The sequence below is a fragment of the Xenococcus sp. PCC 7305 genome (genome assembly GCF_000332055.1).
In the GTDB taxonomy this organism is placed as follows: domain Bacteria; phylum Cyanobacteriota; class Cyanobacteriia; order Cyanobacteriales; family Xenococcaceae; genus Xenococcus.
In genome coordinates this window covers 34,977-50,189 of the sequence record NZ_ALVZ01000197.1, presented here as the reverse complement: position 1 = coordinate 50,189, position 15,213 = coordinate 34,977, and the positions used below count along the sequence as shown (strand labels likewise).

The following is a 15,213-nucleotide window of genomic DNA, read 5'->3' as shown; positions in this document are numbered from 1 at the left end:
ACACGACTTGGAAGGTTAGCAGAAAAATGAGAAAGTAAAGAAGGAAATATAAGTCAAGAAAAATGCTTCCTCTAGTTGGCATACCCAGAACGATTGCAAAGTTCCTTGAATCATACCGAAAAGTTTTTCGTAAAGAAGCAGGATTTAAACATGTTAGTCGTTACATTAGTGGGTTACGAATAAGTCCAAACAAAACAGTTCAAGGCATATAAAGTCAATTGGTATTGCCTTTATTACTTTACTTTCATCGCCTCAGCAAGCTCATTTTCACTAAGAACTTTGGGAGTAGCGATGGAAGTGCTAGTAGATCCCGAAACAAAAAATGGCGTGTTTTTATAAGCGCCAGTCAAGCGGGCTTTCAAAATCATTCCCAATATCCGCAAAGTTCCCAGGAAAGTACCTTGTGATTTAGGCTTGTTTTCGCCCAAGGCATCTGCGGTATGGACATACATTTTTATCGAGCCAAAAGTCTCGTCCAACACATTCTGATCCGAACCGAGGCAACTGTACACTAAGCCTACAAAAGAAAATTTAGCGTCTGGTGGAGTATTACCAATCGGAGTATGACAACAAGCTGCATACCACCGCAATAAACCCCGATCGCTTAAGCGGATACAGGCAAGGTTTTCAATGCCTTGGGAAAAAACGACATTTTCTGGAATGGTTTGTACGATGCTAGTTCCGCCCTGTTCGTCGAGAACTTCCTCTTCCTTGTTTAGATAACGCGCAAATGCCTGACAATCTGCACAGTAGCAAACACATCTATTGATATTGTGAATGTGCTTAATCTGACCTTGGAGCTTACCACAGCTACAGCTAATTGAATGAACCATTGTCTTTATATTCGGGAATAACCTATTGATTTCTAGTGTATTTATGTCGCTCGCCAAACCCTAAGAAATATAGATTTTCTGAAGCGAACCCTAAGAAATCTCTTAACTTGGCATTAAAAGAGATCGGTCGGCTACGGGTCGCGTGATCGCGTTTTAGCGTTGTCCTACAGTATTAATAAATGCTTCTCTTTGAGTCAGTCTTTCTAAATAATCAACTACAAAAGGATATTCTTGCCACTCTAAATTAAAACGTGTTTTGGCTGCGTATAAATAGAAACTAATAGCAACATCGGCAACAGTAAATTCTTCTCCCATAATATAGGGATTGTCTTGTAATATCTCATTGAGGGGAGTTAATAATCGAGGCATTTCTTGTTCTTGCCTATCTTCTATAAAAAGTCCATTGGCAAGAGTAGAATTAGCAAATAGTATCCACTGCATCGTCTCGGATTGCACGATCAAATCTGAGGGCATTTCGCCGTATTTATTTGCCAAATACCAGAGAATTGCTCCCGATTCCCAAATGTTAAAATCACCATCTACTAATGCAGGAACTTTTCCCATTGGGTTAATAGCTAAATATTCAGGATGTTTATTTTCTCCAGCACGAAGATCTAGTTTTTCATCTTGATAAGCAATTCCCAATTCTTCTAGATACCAAGCTACTACCTGAGAGCGAGATCTTTTCCCGCCATAAAGTATTAAAGAAAGTTGGGAGTTTGTTGTTTCAATATTTTGGGGGTCAATTTCTTGGGTTTGGGCAATTGTCGGCATTAATATAGATATTGCTACAGTTAAACACAATTCCCAGGCTTTTATTCTCATAAGTGCTTATTTAGTACCCTAATTGTCAATCTCGTTTAGGGAGGTATCTTACCAAAACTACACTAACTCAACATTCAAACAAGCCAAATGGGAAAATTTCTTCACTTTCGGTAAGATTGATTGAATTCAGGCAAGTTGAGCGAACTATGGATTTATCTCAAGCTTTGACAGTTGCTAACCGAGCGATGTTAGCTAAATGCGCTCGCGGATTAAATGATGTAGATTTAGGAGTATGGGGGTTGCTAAAAGAATGCAAGAAAAAGTTCTACAACTTGGGGATGACATCAACACCGATGATATTATCCCTGCTCATCGGACGACCAATCCTGACCCCGATCGCCTAAAACATTATGTGCTCGAACATTTAATTGGCATCGATAGTTTGTTGCAGTATCAAGTTATTGAAGCAGGCGCAAATTTTGGTTGCGGCTCCAGTCGAGAATATGCGCCTATCGCCATCAAAGCTGCTGGAATTAAGTTGGTGCGTGCTCGTTCTTTTGCCGAGATTTTCTATCGCAATAGTATTAATATCGGCTTAAATCTAGAAATTATTGATCAATCTCAAGATAATCCTGTGGTTAGGGCGATCGCAAAAGCAGGAGGCTTAATCCCTTTTAATCAGCAACGTTTACAAGGCAAAGTTACTATTCCCCAAAGTAATACGGCAGCTCGCCCGATGACAATGACCGAAAAAATGCTCGCAGCCGCTTCGGGGAATGATTATGTCCAGCCAGGTGAGGTGATTTTTGCCCAGGTAGATTTAGCAATGTCCCATGATGCGATCGCAGCTCCTGTCTTTCAATTATTTCACCAGTATTTTGGCAGTGATACTCAGATTTGGGATTCGAACAAGGTTGTGTTAGTTGCCGATCATTTTATTCAAGTCAACGATATTCGCAGCGATCCCCAAGCGATTAAACTTTACGAACAGATGGTCGGCTTTGCCCATCAACATAATTGCCAACTGTTCGATCTTGTTTCTCCTGGCGAAGCATCGGGAATTTGTCATGTCTTGTTACCAGAGCAGGGCTTAATTCATCCAGGCATGATTATTGCAGGAACCGATTCCCATAGTTGCACCTATGGCGCTTTTGGTAGTTTTTCGACGGGAGTGGGAACTACTGATATGGCAAATATTTTAGCTACAGGAGATATGTGGATTCGGGTTCCGCCGACAATTGTGATCGAACTTTCGGGAACTTTGCCCGAACATATCAGTGCCAAAGATATTATGCTGTTTATCTTGGGGCAAATCGGCTGTCAAGGTGCGATCGCCAAGGTAATTGAATTTCGGGGATCGATTATCGAACAATTAGCGATCGACGAACGAATGACTTTGAGTAATATGGCGGTTGAATGTGGTGCTATCTGTGGTTTGATTGCTCCTGATACTATTACATCTAAATATTTACAAGATAAGAATCAAGGTGAATTTATAACTATCACTGGAGATCTTGATGCAGAGTATGAAGAGATTTACCAGTTTGATCTCAGCGAGCTGGAACCGCAAATTGCCTGCCCACCAAAACCCGATCGCGTTGTCAGTATTAGTGAATTACCCGAAGTCCCAATTACTTTGGCTTTCATTGGTTCTTGTACTGGTGGAAAGCTAACTGATTTAGCCGAGGCGGCCAAGGTTTTGAAGAATCAACATGTTGCACCCGAAGTGAATATGTATGTTGTTCCTGCTTCTCAATTGGTACGTCAGCAGGCCGAAGATTTGGGCTATTTTGCTATTTTTGAACAAGCAGGAGTGCAAATTCTTAAATCGGGTTGTGGTGCTTGTATTAATTCTGGTAGGGGAGTTTTAGGGAAAAAAGAAACGGGAATTTATGCGACGAATCGTAATTTTACAGGACGGACAGGAGATCCCACTGGTAAAAATTATTTAGCTTCTCCTAGAGTTGTTAGTATTTCTGCTATTCAAGGCAAGATAAGTGATCAACTTGTGTCGTTGCACGAAAGTAATGAGTAATGAGTAATGAGTAATGGGTATTAAGTATTGATCTATCGGCCTTTTGTTGATAAATAGCTTATTTTCTTCCACATTTATTAGATATCTTGTCAGTTTTAAAGATATCTATTCTGATTTGATTACTTGATATTTCAACTGAACAAACCCAAAATCGTAAGTTCTGGTTTCAACATGTCTAAGTGAAATATCTTGTGGTAAATCGCCAAACAAAGAAACTCCGCTGCCCAAAATTACGGGAATTAGGGTAATAGTTAGATCGCCGATAAGTTTTGAGTCGAGAAATCGCTGTATGGTTGTCCCCCCATCAATATATGCTCGCTTAAAGCCTTCCCTCGACAAACGTTCAGATAAATCTTTGGGAGATTCTGATGAATGAGAAACATTTTTAGCTATTTGCTCAGGAATTTCAAGTTTGTGGCGACTTAAGACAATTACAGGTTTACTTCCGTAGGCCCATTGCCCGAATGACAAGACTTTTTCATAGGTTTTTCTTCCCATAATTAAGACATCAATAGAATTAAAGAAGGCATGATAGCCACAATCTTCTCCTTCTGGCACAGTCTTATTTGCGGAATTTAGCCAATCAAGTTCTCCATCTGTCCTTGCAATAAACCCGTCTAGACTAGTTGCAATAAATACTGATGATACTAAACTCATGGTTATTCCCGACTTGCAAGTAATTAGTATTTCAATATAGTACTTTTTGTTTCGGAATAATTTAATTTTCCTTGTTTGATATTAATTTTGCGATCTCTAGAACAGAGCTTAGTCTTGTCATACCTAATCAATATTAAAGAAATAAACTCGGATTTACTTTGAAATAGATTCCCAATTTTTTAGCCTGTTCTTTGCTAATAGCTCGTTTCCCATTCACTATAGATGAGATTAGACCTTTTGAAGAGCTGATTGTTCCAACCAAATCGGTTTGTCTTGTCCCACTCGATTCTAATAAATGTTGTAATATTTCATGGGGTGATAGATTACTCCAATCTTCTAAGTCATAAACTTTTTCTTCATAGTCTTCTATCAATTTTACTAGCAGTCTAAATAAGGTTGTTTCTTCCAGGGTACGATTATTTTTCTTGGCAATCAGATTTTCTGCTACTGCTAAATATTGTTCGTATTCTGCCTCAGTTTCAATAATTTTGGGGATAATCTTAGCTTGAGCTAAAAGTTGAAGATAGTTTTTGTTATTTAAAGTAAGAGTCATTTTTCCATTGCTCTCTATCATATTCAGAGTGGGGTAAAAAATATTTAAAATATGCCACCTGTTCAGAATAATCAAGATCAAGAATCAGACGGTATTGATTGCCTTTAATATTAAAAACAGTAAAATTGCCTACTGCTTCAGCATCTCGATAAATTTTTTGAACATCAACTAAATTTTGCCATTGAGCTTGTTTAATAGTTTTACAAAAAGCTTGGATGGCTTTGGCGGCATCTGGATACTTAGATGCTGAGCGTTTGAGCTTTCCAGCAGAAATTAAGTGCATATTGTTTTCAAATTGAAAACTCTAAACTTATGTTTGCATATTGAAAACTTTTTGGCAATAAATCCCCTTTATATTTTCACTATGAATAAAAAACCTTTGCGTCTTGGCGTCTTTGCGCGATACAGAATCAACCTTAAAGACTTAACTAAAAAACTTATTTTATTGTTTTCTCTTAGCTTAGGATTAAATTACACTGTTATAGCCCAAGAAATCACACCCACAGAAATCCAATTATCTACCCAAGAACAGACTGAGCTAAATCAAGGGAAAGTCATCCTCAAAGGTGAAAAAGGTGATTATGTAGGTCAAGTCATCACCATGGGAAACTTAGATACGGCTTGGGAGGTTTTAACCGATTACAATAATTTTCAGAATTTTTTACCAAATATTATTTCTAGTGAAATTATCCAGGAAGAGGGCGATCGCAAAGTTTTTGAACAAATCAATAAAGTAGATTTATGGTTGTTTGAAGAACAATTTACCGTACAAATTGCCTCCACGGAAAATAAACCACAAAAAATAGATTTTCAAATTGTAGAAGGAGACTTAGAGCAGCTACAAGGAACTTGGCAAATAGAAAAAATTACAGCCAATCAAATCTTAGTGACTCATACTGTAAAAGTTCAACCTGAATCGAATACAGAGAAACTTTTCTTTTATGGCATTTATGAAAGTACTTTAGAAGAAACTTTAGATGCGATCGCGCAGGAAATAACCAAACGGTCTAAAAGTTAAAATCTTTTAATTCTTCTAACAACATAGCTTCGGCTTCCACTTCCGAGAGATTCTCAAATTCAGTCAAATCACAATTCTCAGTTTCAGGATCTACAGTTTCTTGGCTTGATTCTTTAGTAAATAATATTGAGAACAAATAATCAGCTAGGACTTTAATATTAGAATAATCAAAAATAACCGTTGCCGGTAATTTCATATCATAATTAGATTGCAGTTTATTCCTGAGCTCTACAGAGCCTAAAGAATCCAAGCCTAATTCAGAAAAGCCCAAATCTAAGTCAATGGTATTTAAATCTTTAATTCCTAAAATGTTAGCTACTTGTTGAGTAATTTGTGCAATCAATAAAGCTTGACGCTGCTCAGAAGTTGTCACAGATAATTGTTGCTTAAAATTAGTTTCACTTATAGCCTGCTCAGAAATTAACTCTTCATAAAAAGGAGCAAAGATATTATTCGCCTGCCAGAGATTCCAGTCAATAGGGATTACTCCCATTTGAGTAGGAGAATGCAATAGTAGCTGCTCTAAAATTTCTATTCCTTGTTGCGGATCTATGCTCCCTATGCCTTTTTGTTGCAAACTTTCGCTGATATGAGTTTCTGAGGCAAGACCTGTATTTTTCCAAGCACCCCAATTAATCGCGATCGCAGGCAACCCTTGAGCACGACGTGCATGAGCTAAGACATCGAGGAAAGCATTGGCCGCACAATAATTAACTTGTCCCGCAGCTCCTAGTAGAGAGCTTGCTGAAGAAAAAAGTATAAAGCTTTCTAGATCATATTTTTGGGTTAAATTATGCAGATTCCAGGCTCCTTGAACTTTAGGGGCGAGAACTTTGGTAAAACTTGCCCAATCTTGTTGACTAATTACGCGATCTTCTAAAACACCAGCACAATGGACTATCCCTTTTAGTGGTGGTAAGGTCAATTCTATTTGTTCTAAAGCACGATTTAGCTGTTTCTCGTCCGCAACATCGGCTTGAATGATCGTTACTTGAGCTTTATTTTGTAACTTTTTCAGGCCATTCTCTAGTTCAGGTCTGATGCCATTGCGCCCAACTAAGACAAGATTTGCTACTCCTTTTGTCGTTAACCATTCAGCTACTTGCAAAGCGATCGCGCCTAGGCCGCCCGTGATTAGATATGTTCCTCGAAAGAATATTTGAGGTTGAGAGACAGGGAGGATAGGAGATGATTTGGGGAGTTGGGGATTTTGGGTGATGACAATTTTCCCTTGATGTTTTCCTTGCTGCATGTAACGGAAAGCCTCGGTAATGCGATCGCTAGTAAATATTGTCTGCGGTAAAGGCTTAAGTTGTCCTGTGGTAAATTGGGGCAACAACTCACTCAGCATTTGCTGAATTAATTCAGGTTTATTTTGAGTAATTTGCCAAAGATCGACAATAAAATAACTAATACTTGGCTTGATGTGGGCAATATCATTTTTCGGCCAAATATCTTGCTTTCCTATCTCGATAAAACGCCCCCGATTATTGAGTACAGAGAGACTTTGAGGAATAAATTTACCCGATAGGGAATTTAAAATTACATCTACACCCTGACCATTAGTCGCCGACATAATTTCATCGGCAAAATCTAGATTACGGGAATTCATAATATTCGTTATTCCCATCGATTTGAGCAATTCCCATTTGCCAGGGGAAGCTGTCGCAAAAATTTCCGCGCCGAGCTGCTGTGCTATCTGAATTGCAGCTAAGCCCACACCACCTGCGGCGGCATGAATCAAGATTTTTTCCCCAGGCTGGAGCTGTGCCAGATGGGAGAGAGTATAGTAAGCAGTAAGAAAGGTTACAGGAATAGTTGTCGCTTCCTCAAAACTCAGACATTTTGGTTTGGGAATTGCTAGGAGAGAATTGACGGTAAGATACTCACCAAAACTATTAGCAGTCAGGGCAATCACCTCATCGCCAATCTTAAAATTACTGACCTTATTGCCGATCTGGGTAACTATTCCCGTACATTCTAAACCCAAAAATTTGGCCTCATCAGGATATAAATCTAGAGCAACCATGACATCGCGAAAATTGAGTCCTGTAGTTTGGACTTGGATTTCTATTTCATGATCTTTGGGTTGTTCACGAGAAATCGACTGCCACTGTAAGCTATCCAAATTACCTGTGTTAGTGATTTGTAACTGTGAGTTTGCTGATTGAAAATTTAAATTAGATTTGACTAATCTCGATATGTAGCGTTGGTTATTTCTATAGGCAACTTGTTCGTTCTCGGCAGCGGCAATTTCTCGAAAAATATTTTCGATATCATGCTCTGAGTAATGGCAATCAAGATCGATACCACAGGGAGATAATTCTGGATATTCTAAGGCAATCGCCTTTTGCATTCCCCAGAGGCAAGACTGTCTAATTCCTGATGTCAGTTGGTAACTATTTACAGCTTGGGCATTTCGAGTGACAAACCATAGTCGAGGATTCTGGGGTAGGTTTTGTTTTGCTAGGGCTTGGATCAGGTATAAATAATTTTTGCATTCTTGCCAATCTTCTCTACTATCTAAACTCCAAAGATAAATAACTCCCCTGATATCTGAATATTGTTCAATTAAGAATTGCCATGATTCGAGAGCATTAGAATTAAGACTATGATTGTCTTGGTCAATCACTACATAACATTGCTGGTTTTGGGATTCTAAAAGCGTGACTAATTGTTTACCAATTCCTGTATTGTCGGCGAAAATCAACCAAGTACCTGGTTTATTATGCAAGGAATATGCTGTTTGTAGCTTCTGTGCTTGCCATTGTTGTTGATATAGCCAATTATGCCAAGTTGCTTGAGATTTGATTGCTTGAGATTTTAAGCCTTCGAGTTTGGCAATTAGTTCACCGCGATCGCTGTACAACCAAACATCTGCTGTGAGAATTTTATGATTACGATTATTATTTAGTTTTAGATAACTCCAGACTCTATTTCCAGAAAGTTCATGTAAATGCAGTTTATCTAAACCTATGGGAACAAAGGTTATTTTTTGTAATTCTGCTGGTAAAGTTGCAAATAGTATTTGTAAGCAAGCATCTAATAATGCAGGATGCAAATAATAGTTATTGCTATTTTTAGTTAGGTTATTTGGTAATTCTATGAGACCTAAAGCTTGGTTATCTGTTGCCCATAGTTTCTTGATTGCCCGAAAACTTTGACCATAATTAAGACCTCGTTTCTGGCATTGTTGATAATATTGTTTGATATCTAATTCTGCGCCTATAAATTTATTTTGTAGAGATTCTAGATCTATATCTTCTGCTTTACTAACTAAAGGTACAACTCGACCAGAACTATGTAATTGCCATTGGTCATTATTGTTGGAGCTATAAATTTCCCAGGTTGCTAATTCTTTTGCGGGGGTTAAGATTGTTTGGATTTCGGGGATATTCTCTGACCTCTCCCCCAACCCCTCTCCTATAAGGAGAGGGGAGGTGATGGCGACATTTTCTATGGTTAGCTTATTCGTTTTCAAGTGATATCTGCCAGCTGCGATCGCGATTTCTAAATATGCTGTCCCTGGCAATACTGGCTTGTTTTCTAAACAATGTTCTTGTAACCAATTAATAGTTTCGGGTTGTAGATGAGATTGAAAGATGATTTGTTTTAACGGAGAGGTCAGTGGTTTTCCTAGCAGAGGATGAAAAGAATTAAGTAGTTTGTTTTTGTCAATATCTCCATTAATTTGATTGCTATCTATGGTTAATGGGGTGCGACTTGTAATTGTCAGGCGATCATGTTTTTTTCTGATTTGAGGTTGAGGAATCTCCGGAGGAAGATCAAACCAATATCTTTTTCGTTGAAAAGGATAGGTCGGTAAAGATACTTTTGTGCCGTTATAATTTCTAGTTACTTCTGACCAATTAATTGTTACTCCCTGAAGATATAATTGTTTGAGACTTTCTAATAATTGTTGCCAGTCATTAAGCTGAGGATTCAGGCTAGGTAAATATATTTTATTGTTTAAGATATTTTTTGCCATACCAATTAATGTAGGCTTGGCTCCAATTTCTAGGAAAATATTTATTTTTTGTTCGTCTAAGAATTTGATACTTTGGTCAAATTTAACTGGTTGTAAAATATGATTGACCCAGTAATCGGAAGTCGCGATCGCATCAGTAGCTAATTCTCCTGTGAGATTAGAAACAATGGGAATCTCAGGAGTTGCATAATCAATTGTTTGGGCAACTGCTTTAAATTCTTCTGCGATCGGTTTCATTAAAGGGGAATGGAAAGCATGGGATACTTTTAAATATCGATATTTTATTGCTAATAAATCTAGTTTTTGGACAATATTAGTAACAGCATTTTTTAAGCCAGAAAGTACTAAATGAGATCCATTATTAGCTGCAATTGTGACATCTTGGTTTAATAAATTGTTAACCCTATTAATATCGCTAAATACAGCTAGCATTGCACCATTGTTCGGCAAGCTTTGCATTAACTTTCCTCTTGTTGCCACAAGTTTTAAGCCATCTTCTAAGCTCAATACTCCGGCAATACAGGCTGCGACATATTCCCCAAGGCTATGACCCATCACCACATCAGGTTTAATGCCCCAGGATAACCATAATTGTGACAAAGAATATGCGATCGCAAATAGTAAGGGTTGGGTATATTGTGTTTGATTGATTTTTAATTGTTGGTGATCAATTTCCGTTCCCGTTCCCGTTCCTGTAGAGACGTAGCATGCTACGTCTCTACGTGCTGCGTTTTTCCGATGTGATATGCCATTATCAAAAATAATGTCCTGTAATGGTTTGTCTAAATAATTCTTTAAAATTTCAGCACATTGATTAATGTTGTCGCGAAATAAAGGTTGGGTACTATATAATTCCTGTGCCATCCCAATATATTGCGAACCTTGCCCTGTAAAGAGCCAGGCTATTTTATTATTTTGTTGGATAATACTCGCTGTTGATATTTCTTGTAATTTATTAGCTAACTCTTCTTTACTCCTTGCAACGATCGCCTGACGATATTCAAAATGATGTCTTCCCAGATTACTGGTCAAACAAATGTCTGCCATATTACTATCGGGATGTTTAATTAGATATTCTTGATAGCTTTTGTTTGATTCTGCTAAAGCAGTTTTATTTTTAGCAGATAGAGTTAATAAATAAGCAGGAAGTGGTTGATTATTTTTTGCTTTTTTAGTGATAAATTCTTCAATAATAAGATGGGCATTGGTTCCTCCAATCCCTAAAGAATTCACCCCGGCACGACGAGGATAATTAGCAGCTTGCCAATCTTGTAATTGATTATTAATGTAAAAAGGGCTGTTATCAAAATCTATTTGTGGATTAGGTTTACTAAAATGTAAACTGGCTGGAATTTTTTGGTGATATAAACAAAGAGTTGTTTTAATTAACCCTACAATGCCCGATGCCATTTGCAAATGCCCGACATTGGTTTTGACTGAACCAACCGCGCAATGACTTTGCCTGGCGGCGAATGGCCCTTCGCCCCTACAGAATGCTTGGGTTAAGGCCGCGATTTCAATGGGGTCACCTAACTTGGTTCCTGTGCCGTGGGCTTCAATATAACTAATAGTTTCCGGTGCTATGTCTGCAACCGCTAAAGTTTCCGCGATCGCTCTGGTTTGTCCATCGACATTCGGAGCCAGATAACCAACTTTATTCCCCCCATCATTATTGACTGCTGACCCTTTGATCACTCCATAGATGCGATCTCCATCTGCGATCGCCTTATCTAAAACTTTTAACACCACCATCCCGGCACCACTACCAAAGATCGTTCCCGCCGCATCCGCATCAAAAGCCCGACAATGACCATCGGGAGATAAAATCATGCCTTCTTGGTACAAATAACCCATTTTCTGGGGTGTATGGACAGAAACTCCTCCCGCAAGAGCAATTTCACACTCGGCATTGATTAAGCTCTGGCAAGCTAAGTGAACTGTAACCAAAGAGGTAGAGCAAGCAGTTTGAATATTGACACTGGGGCCAGTGAGATTCAATTTGTAGGATGTTCTGGTAGCCAGATAATCTTTATCGTTAGCAACGGTAACCTGGAAACCGCCCATCGAACTGAGATTCATTATCCGTAGGCGATCGCGCTCATCTATCTTGTGACGGTTGGGATAAATATGATTGAGCAAATAAGTATTAGTCGCGGCACCACCATAAAGTCCGATTTCCCCTGGATAACTCAGAGGATCATATCCTGCATCTTCGAGACTTTCCCAAGCACATTCGAGAAACAAGCGCTGTTGAGGATCTAATAATTGGGCTTCTTTGGGATTATAACCCCAAAAATCGGCATCAAAGTCTTCTATATTGTCAAGAATCGGGCTAGCTTTGACATAGTGAGTATTATTCAATAAATCATTATCAACTCCAGATTCCAGGACTTCGCGATCGCTGAAAAAACTAATCGACTCGACACCATTACATAAGTTATCCCAAAACTCCTCAATATTGTTAGCTCCAGGAAAACGGCAAGACATCCCGATAATGGCAATATCCTGATTACCTGTTTTCTTGCGCCGCAGCTCACCCCGTAGTTTTCCTTGTTGTACTGCCTCAGATTTGCGATCACTATTTAGATAATTAGCTAAAGCCCCAATTGTCGGGTATTGAAACAGATTCACCGCTGAAAGGCGATCGCCTGCCTTGGTCAACTTACTCAATACCTGCATCAGCAACAGGGAATTTCCGCCCAACTCAAAGAAATTATCATTCACCCCAACTGTTTCCAACTTCAAGACTTCTTGCCAGACTGCGACTAATCTTTGCTCGATCGCATTATGAGGTAATTCTTGCTGAGATAGATTTCGATTATTGAGCAACTCAGCAATGCTTTCTATTACAGAATCAAATTTCCCTGCGGCAAATCTTTTTTTGAGTTGTGGACGTTGAATTTTCCCGATCGCAGTTTTGGGAATCTCGGTTTGCTCTACAGGAATAATATAGTTGGGGGCAACGCCAATTTGCTCAAAAACATTTTTGCGGATTGTCTTAATTAAATTCCTTAGTTGATCTTGTTTTGTGACTTTACTATGAAAAAATATTGCTATTTGCTCTTGCTGATGGGAATCTATGACGCCACAAGCCGCCGTATAGGAAATTGAGATTTCTGCGATCGCCTCAACAACAGCTTCAATTTCATGGTTGTAATAGTTAACCCCATTAACAATAATCACATCTTTCTGGCGACCAGTAATTGTCAGTTTGCCCTGCTTTAAAAACCCCAAATCCCCCGTATTAAACCAACCATCAGCCGTAAAAATCTCTTGATTTAATTCTGGTTGCTGATAGTAACCCGCTGTTACAGTTTCACCTTTGACTTGTAATAAACCAATTTGTCCTTCTGGGAGAATCTGATGCGCTTCATCTACAATCCGCAAAGCTACCCCAGGAATCGGGGCTCCCACTTCGACAAATTCAGCATCTTGATGCAAATTAAAGTTATGGGAATGGGCAATGCCTGAGCAAGTTTCCGACATACCGTAACCAGGACTAACAGCATTTGGTGCTAAACCATAGGGAGCTAGCAATTCTAAAAAACGCTGGGTCGTTTGACCAACAACTGCTTCGGCACCATTGCCCAGCCAACGCAGACATGATAAATCCCAATTCTGTTGTGCTGTATTGATGAGCTGCTCATTGACCAAATTATAGGCAAAATTCGGACTCCAACTAGCCGTAACGCGATATTTATCGATTAGATCTAACCATTGCAGAGGATTTTGTAAAATCAGTTCGCTGTCAACCTGAATTTGCTGACATCCTAAGTAAACTTCCGTGAGGTGGAACATTACCAAGCTGGCAACATGTTCTAGCTTCATCCAATTTAGGGTAATATCCTGCCGACTCAGCTGATTGACCTTAGCCATTCCGTAGCTGCTAGCTAAAAGGTTGCGTGCTGATAACATGACGCCTTTGGGTTTACCGGTACTGCCTGAAGTGAAGAGTAACAGTGCCAAGTCGTCTAATTTTGCATTATGCCAATTGCGATCAGGAGGATTATCTAAGAGCTCTTCAACTACTAGTAATGATAAATTGACGTCTAATTTGATTATTTCCTGTTTTAAGTTTTCCTCGGTAAGAATCACCGGAGCATCACATAATTGCCAAGCTTGCAGCAATTTACTATGGTTGCGATTTAATCCTAGTTCGACTCCCAAAGGAACGGGGACAAATCCTCCCAAAAAACAAGCCCATAAACCAGCAAAAAAATGCCGAGTATTATTCAGTTGCAGAATTACTTTATATTGCGGTTTCAATCCATGTTGGCGCAACATTCCTAGAATACTGGCAGCTTCTTGTGATAAATCACTATAGGATTGAAAATCTGTTTGTTGGTTGGGACCGCAAATGGTGATTCCGGTTTCTAGTTGGGCAGCGCGGTCAAGGATTTCTGGTAAGGTATGCGTTGTTAAAACAGAAGTTGGTAAAACAGCTCCCCGACTAAGAGAAATATTTAACTGCTCCCGTTGTCCAGATTTTCCCATGCGATCACACCTCACCCACTAACTCACCAATTTATCAAAAATAAATTTAATTGAATTTAGAGTTACTGTATCGCAAATTGTCCCTATAAAGGAACTTTTTTCGAGAGTATTTTTTGGGATTGGTACCGCTCGCGGAAGTAATAAGTAAGAAGTAATGAGTAATAAGTATCCATAATATTGGCTTTTTGCGCTTTGTTGATAGATAGCTTGTTTGCGCTCACATCTATTAGGTTGTGGAATCAGTTCACAAGCGATCGCGCTTTCATCTTGAAACTTACAAAATCAGAGGCTCTAATTTGGCACAGATTTCTTCTGTAACTGAAGTTGGGGCAGCTTCGATAAATTTAATTTTTCTAGTTTTCCAATCAACACTTTTGAGATATTGGCCGTAAAGTTGTAGAAAGTTTTTTCTCCCCCGATCATATCGACGACGGATAACATCTTCGGGAATATTATGCCCTCCGCTTGCGACTCTTAAAGCTACTCTAGTAATAGCTAGTTCCACACTATTTAACCAGACATAGATTAAATTAACTCAATAGGATTTGGGGTTTTAGGGGTTTGGGGAATCATAATAGCTAGATTTCCCCAATTCCCTACATCCCTATTTCCCTAACGTCAGTTCAACGAATTTTCCTTTTGATTAAATTTCCCAAGTTGAACAACGAAACAATAGGCTTTTTCCTAGATCCCCAAATCCCCAAATCCCTAAGTCCCTATTCAGAACTAGTAAATTTTGTACTCATCGAATTCACGTTTCCCTAAGCGAGAAGTATTGCCAATTGTCCGAGCAAAATTAGTCTTAAATTCTGCTGCTCCGACAATACCGCCTACGCGATCTTTTATCCCAGGAGGCCGAGAAAATGTCAT

Annotated in this window: 9 protein-coding genes and 1 pseudogene; 2 read left to right on the top strand and 8 right to left on the bottom strand. The window is 38.9% G+C overall.

Going from position 1 to position 15,213, the window contains the following annotated elements; genetic code table 11:
* Positions 1-233 precede the first annotated feature (233 nt).
* Positions 234-833: a DUF6151 family protein gene (locus XEN7305_RS16515; RefSeq protein WP_006510614.1), complete on the bottom strand. Its 600-nt coding sequence runs from the start codon at positions 831-833 to the stop codon at positions 234-236.
* A 153-nt stretch (positions 834-986) separates the two neighbouring features.
* A complete protein-coding gene (locus tag XEN7305_RS16510; protein WP_006510613.1) occupies positions 987-1,658 on the bottom strand; it encodes a glutathione S-transferase family protein in 672 nt (223 codons plus the stop codon).
* Positions 1,659-1,908: 250 nt separating this feature from the next.
* Between XEN7305_RS16510 and XEN7305_RS16505 the strand changes: the two genes are divergently transcribed.
* Complete coding sequence (locus tag XEN7305_RS16505) at positions 1,909-3,633, top strand: aconitase/3-isopropylmalate dehydratase large subunit family protein (protein WP_144053297.1); 1,725 nt, start codon at positions 1,909-1,911, stop codon at positions 3,631-3,633.
* Between the two features lie 105 nt (positions 3,634-3,738).
* On the opposite strand, the gene XEN7305_RS16500 is transcribed toward XEN7305_RS16505, so the two are convergent.
* The 3 genes from XEN7305_RS16500 to XEN7305_RS16490 form a co-directional block, all read right to left on the bottom strand.
* On the bottom strand, positions 3,739-4,290 hold the full coding sequence (locus tag XEN7305_RS16500) for a dihydrofolate reductase family protein (RefSeq protein WP_006510611.1): 552 nt from the start codon (positions 4,288-4,290) through the stop codon (positions 3,739-3,741).
* A 133-nt stretch (positions 4,291-4,423) separates the two neighbouring features.
* Positions 4,424-4,843 (bottom strand): type II toxin-antitoxin system HigA family antitoxin, encoded by a 420-nt coding sequence (locus tag XEN7305_RS16495; protein WP_040898302.1) that lies wholly within the window; start codon positions 4,841-4,843, stop codon positions 4,424-4,426.
* Positions 4,824-5,126 (bottom strand): type II toxin-antitoxin system HigB family toxin, encoded by a 303-nt coding sequence (locus tag XEN7305_RS16490; protein ID WP_006510609.1) that lies wholly within the window; start codon positions 5,124-5,126, stop codon positions 4,824-4,826. Before XEN7305_RS16490 ends, XEN7305_RS16495 begins: the two co-directional genes overlap by 20 nt.
* A gap of 81 nt (positions 5,127-5,207) precedes the next feature.
* Here XEN7305_RS16490 and XEN7305_RS16485 point away from each other — a divergent pair, with 81 nt between their 5' ends.
* Positions 5,208-5,861 (top strand): SRPBCC family protein, encoded by a 654-nt coding sequence (locus XEN7305_RS16485; protein WP_006510608.1) that lies wholly within the window; start codon positions 5,208-5,210, stop codon positions 5,859-5,861.
* Here XEN7305_RS16485 and XEN7305_RS16480 read toward each other — a convergent pair.
* From XEN7305_RS16480 to XEN7305_RS29815, 3 genes and pseudogenes are all read right to left on the bottom strand, one after another.
* A complete protein-coding gene (locus XEN7305_RS16480; RefSeq protein WP_006510607.1) occupies positions 5,851-14,343 on the bottom strand; it encodes a type I polyketide synthase in 8,493 nt (2,830 codons plus the stop codon). The genes XEN7305_RS16485 and XEN7305_RS16480 overlap by 11 nt on opposite strands.
* A 388-nt stretch (positions 14,344-14,731) precedes the next feature.
* Positions 14,732-14,878 (bottom strand): annotated as a pseudogene (locus XEN7305_RS30380) (Zeta toxin family protein); the annotation flags it as partial.
* Between the two features lie 191 nt (positions 14,879-15,069).
* A complete protein-coding gene (locus XEN7305_RS29815) occupies positions 15,070-15,213 on the bottom strand; it encodes a hypothetical protein (RefSeq protein ID WP_006510605.1) in 144 nt (47 codons plus the stop codon).

Bases quoted from the DNA above. Each gene is read 5' to 3' on its own strand.
- XEN7305_RS16485 (WP_006510608.1), top strand. From the start codon at position 5,208: ATGAATAAAAAACCTTTGCGTCTTGGCGTCTTTGCGCGATACAGAATC.
- XEN7305_RS16495 (WP_040898302.1), bottom strand. From the start codon at position 4,843: ATGACTCTTACTTTAAATAACAAAAACTATCTTCAACTTTTAGCTCAA.
- XEN7305_RS29815 (WP_006510605.1), bottom strand. From the start codon at position 15,213: ATGACATTTTCTCGGCCTCCTGGGATAAAAGATCGCGTAGGCGGTATT.
- XEN7305_RS16480 (WP_006510607.1), bottom strand. From the start codon at position 14,343: ATGGGAAAATCTGGACAACGGGAGCAGTTAAATATTTCTCTTAGTCGG.
- XEN7305_RS16505 (WP_144053297.1), top strand. From the start codon at position 1,909: ATGCAAGAAAAAGTTCTACAACTTGGGGATGACATCAACACCGATGAT.
- XEN7305_RS16500 (WP_006510611.1), bottom strand. From the start codon at position 4,290: ATGAGTTTAGTATCATCAGTATTTATTGCAACTAGTCTAGACGGGTTT.
- XEN7305_RS16510 (WP_006510613.1), bottom strand. From the start codon at position 1,658: ATGAGAATAAAAGCCTGGGAATTGTGTTTAACTGTAGCAATATCTATA.
- XEN7305_RS16490 (WP_006510609.1), bottom strand. From the start codon at position 5,126: ATGCACTTAATTTCTGCTGGAAAGCTCAAACGCTCAGCATCTAAGTAT.
- XEN7305_RS16515 (WP_006510614.1), bottom strand. From the start codon at position 833: ATGGTTCATTCAATTAGCTGTAGCTGTGGTAAGCTCCAAGGTCAGATT.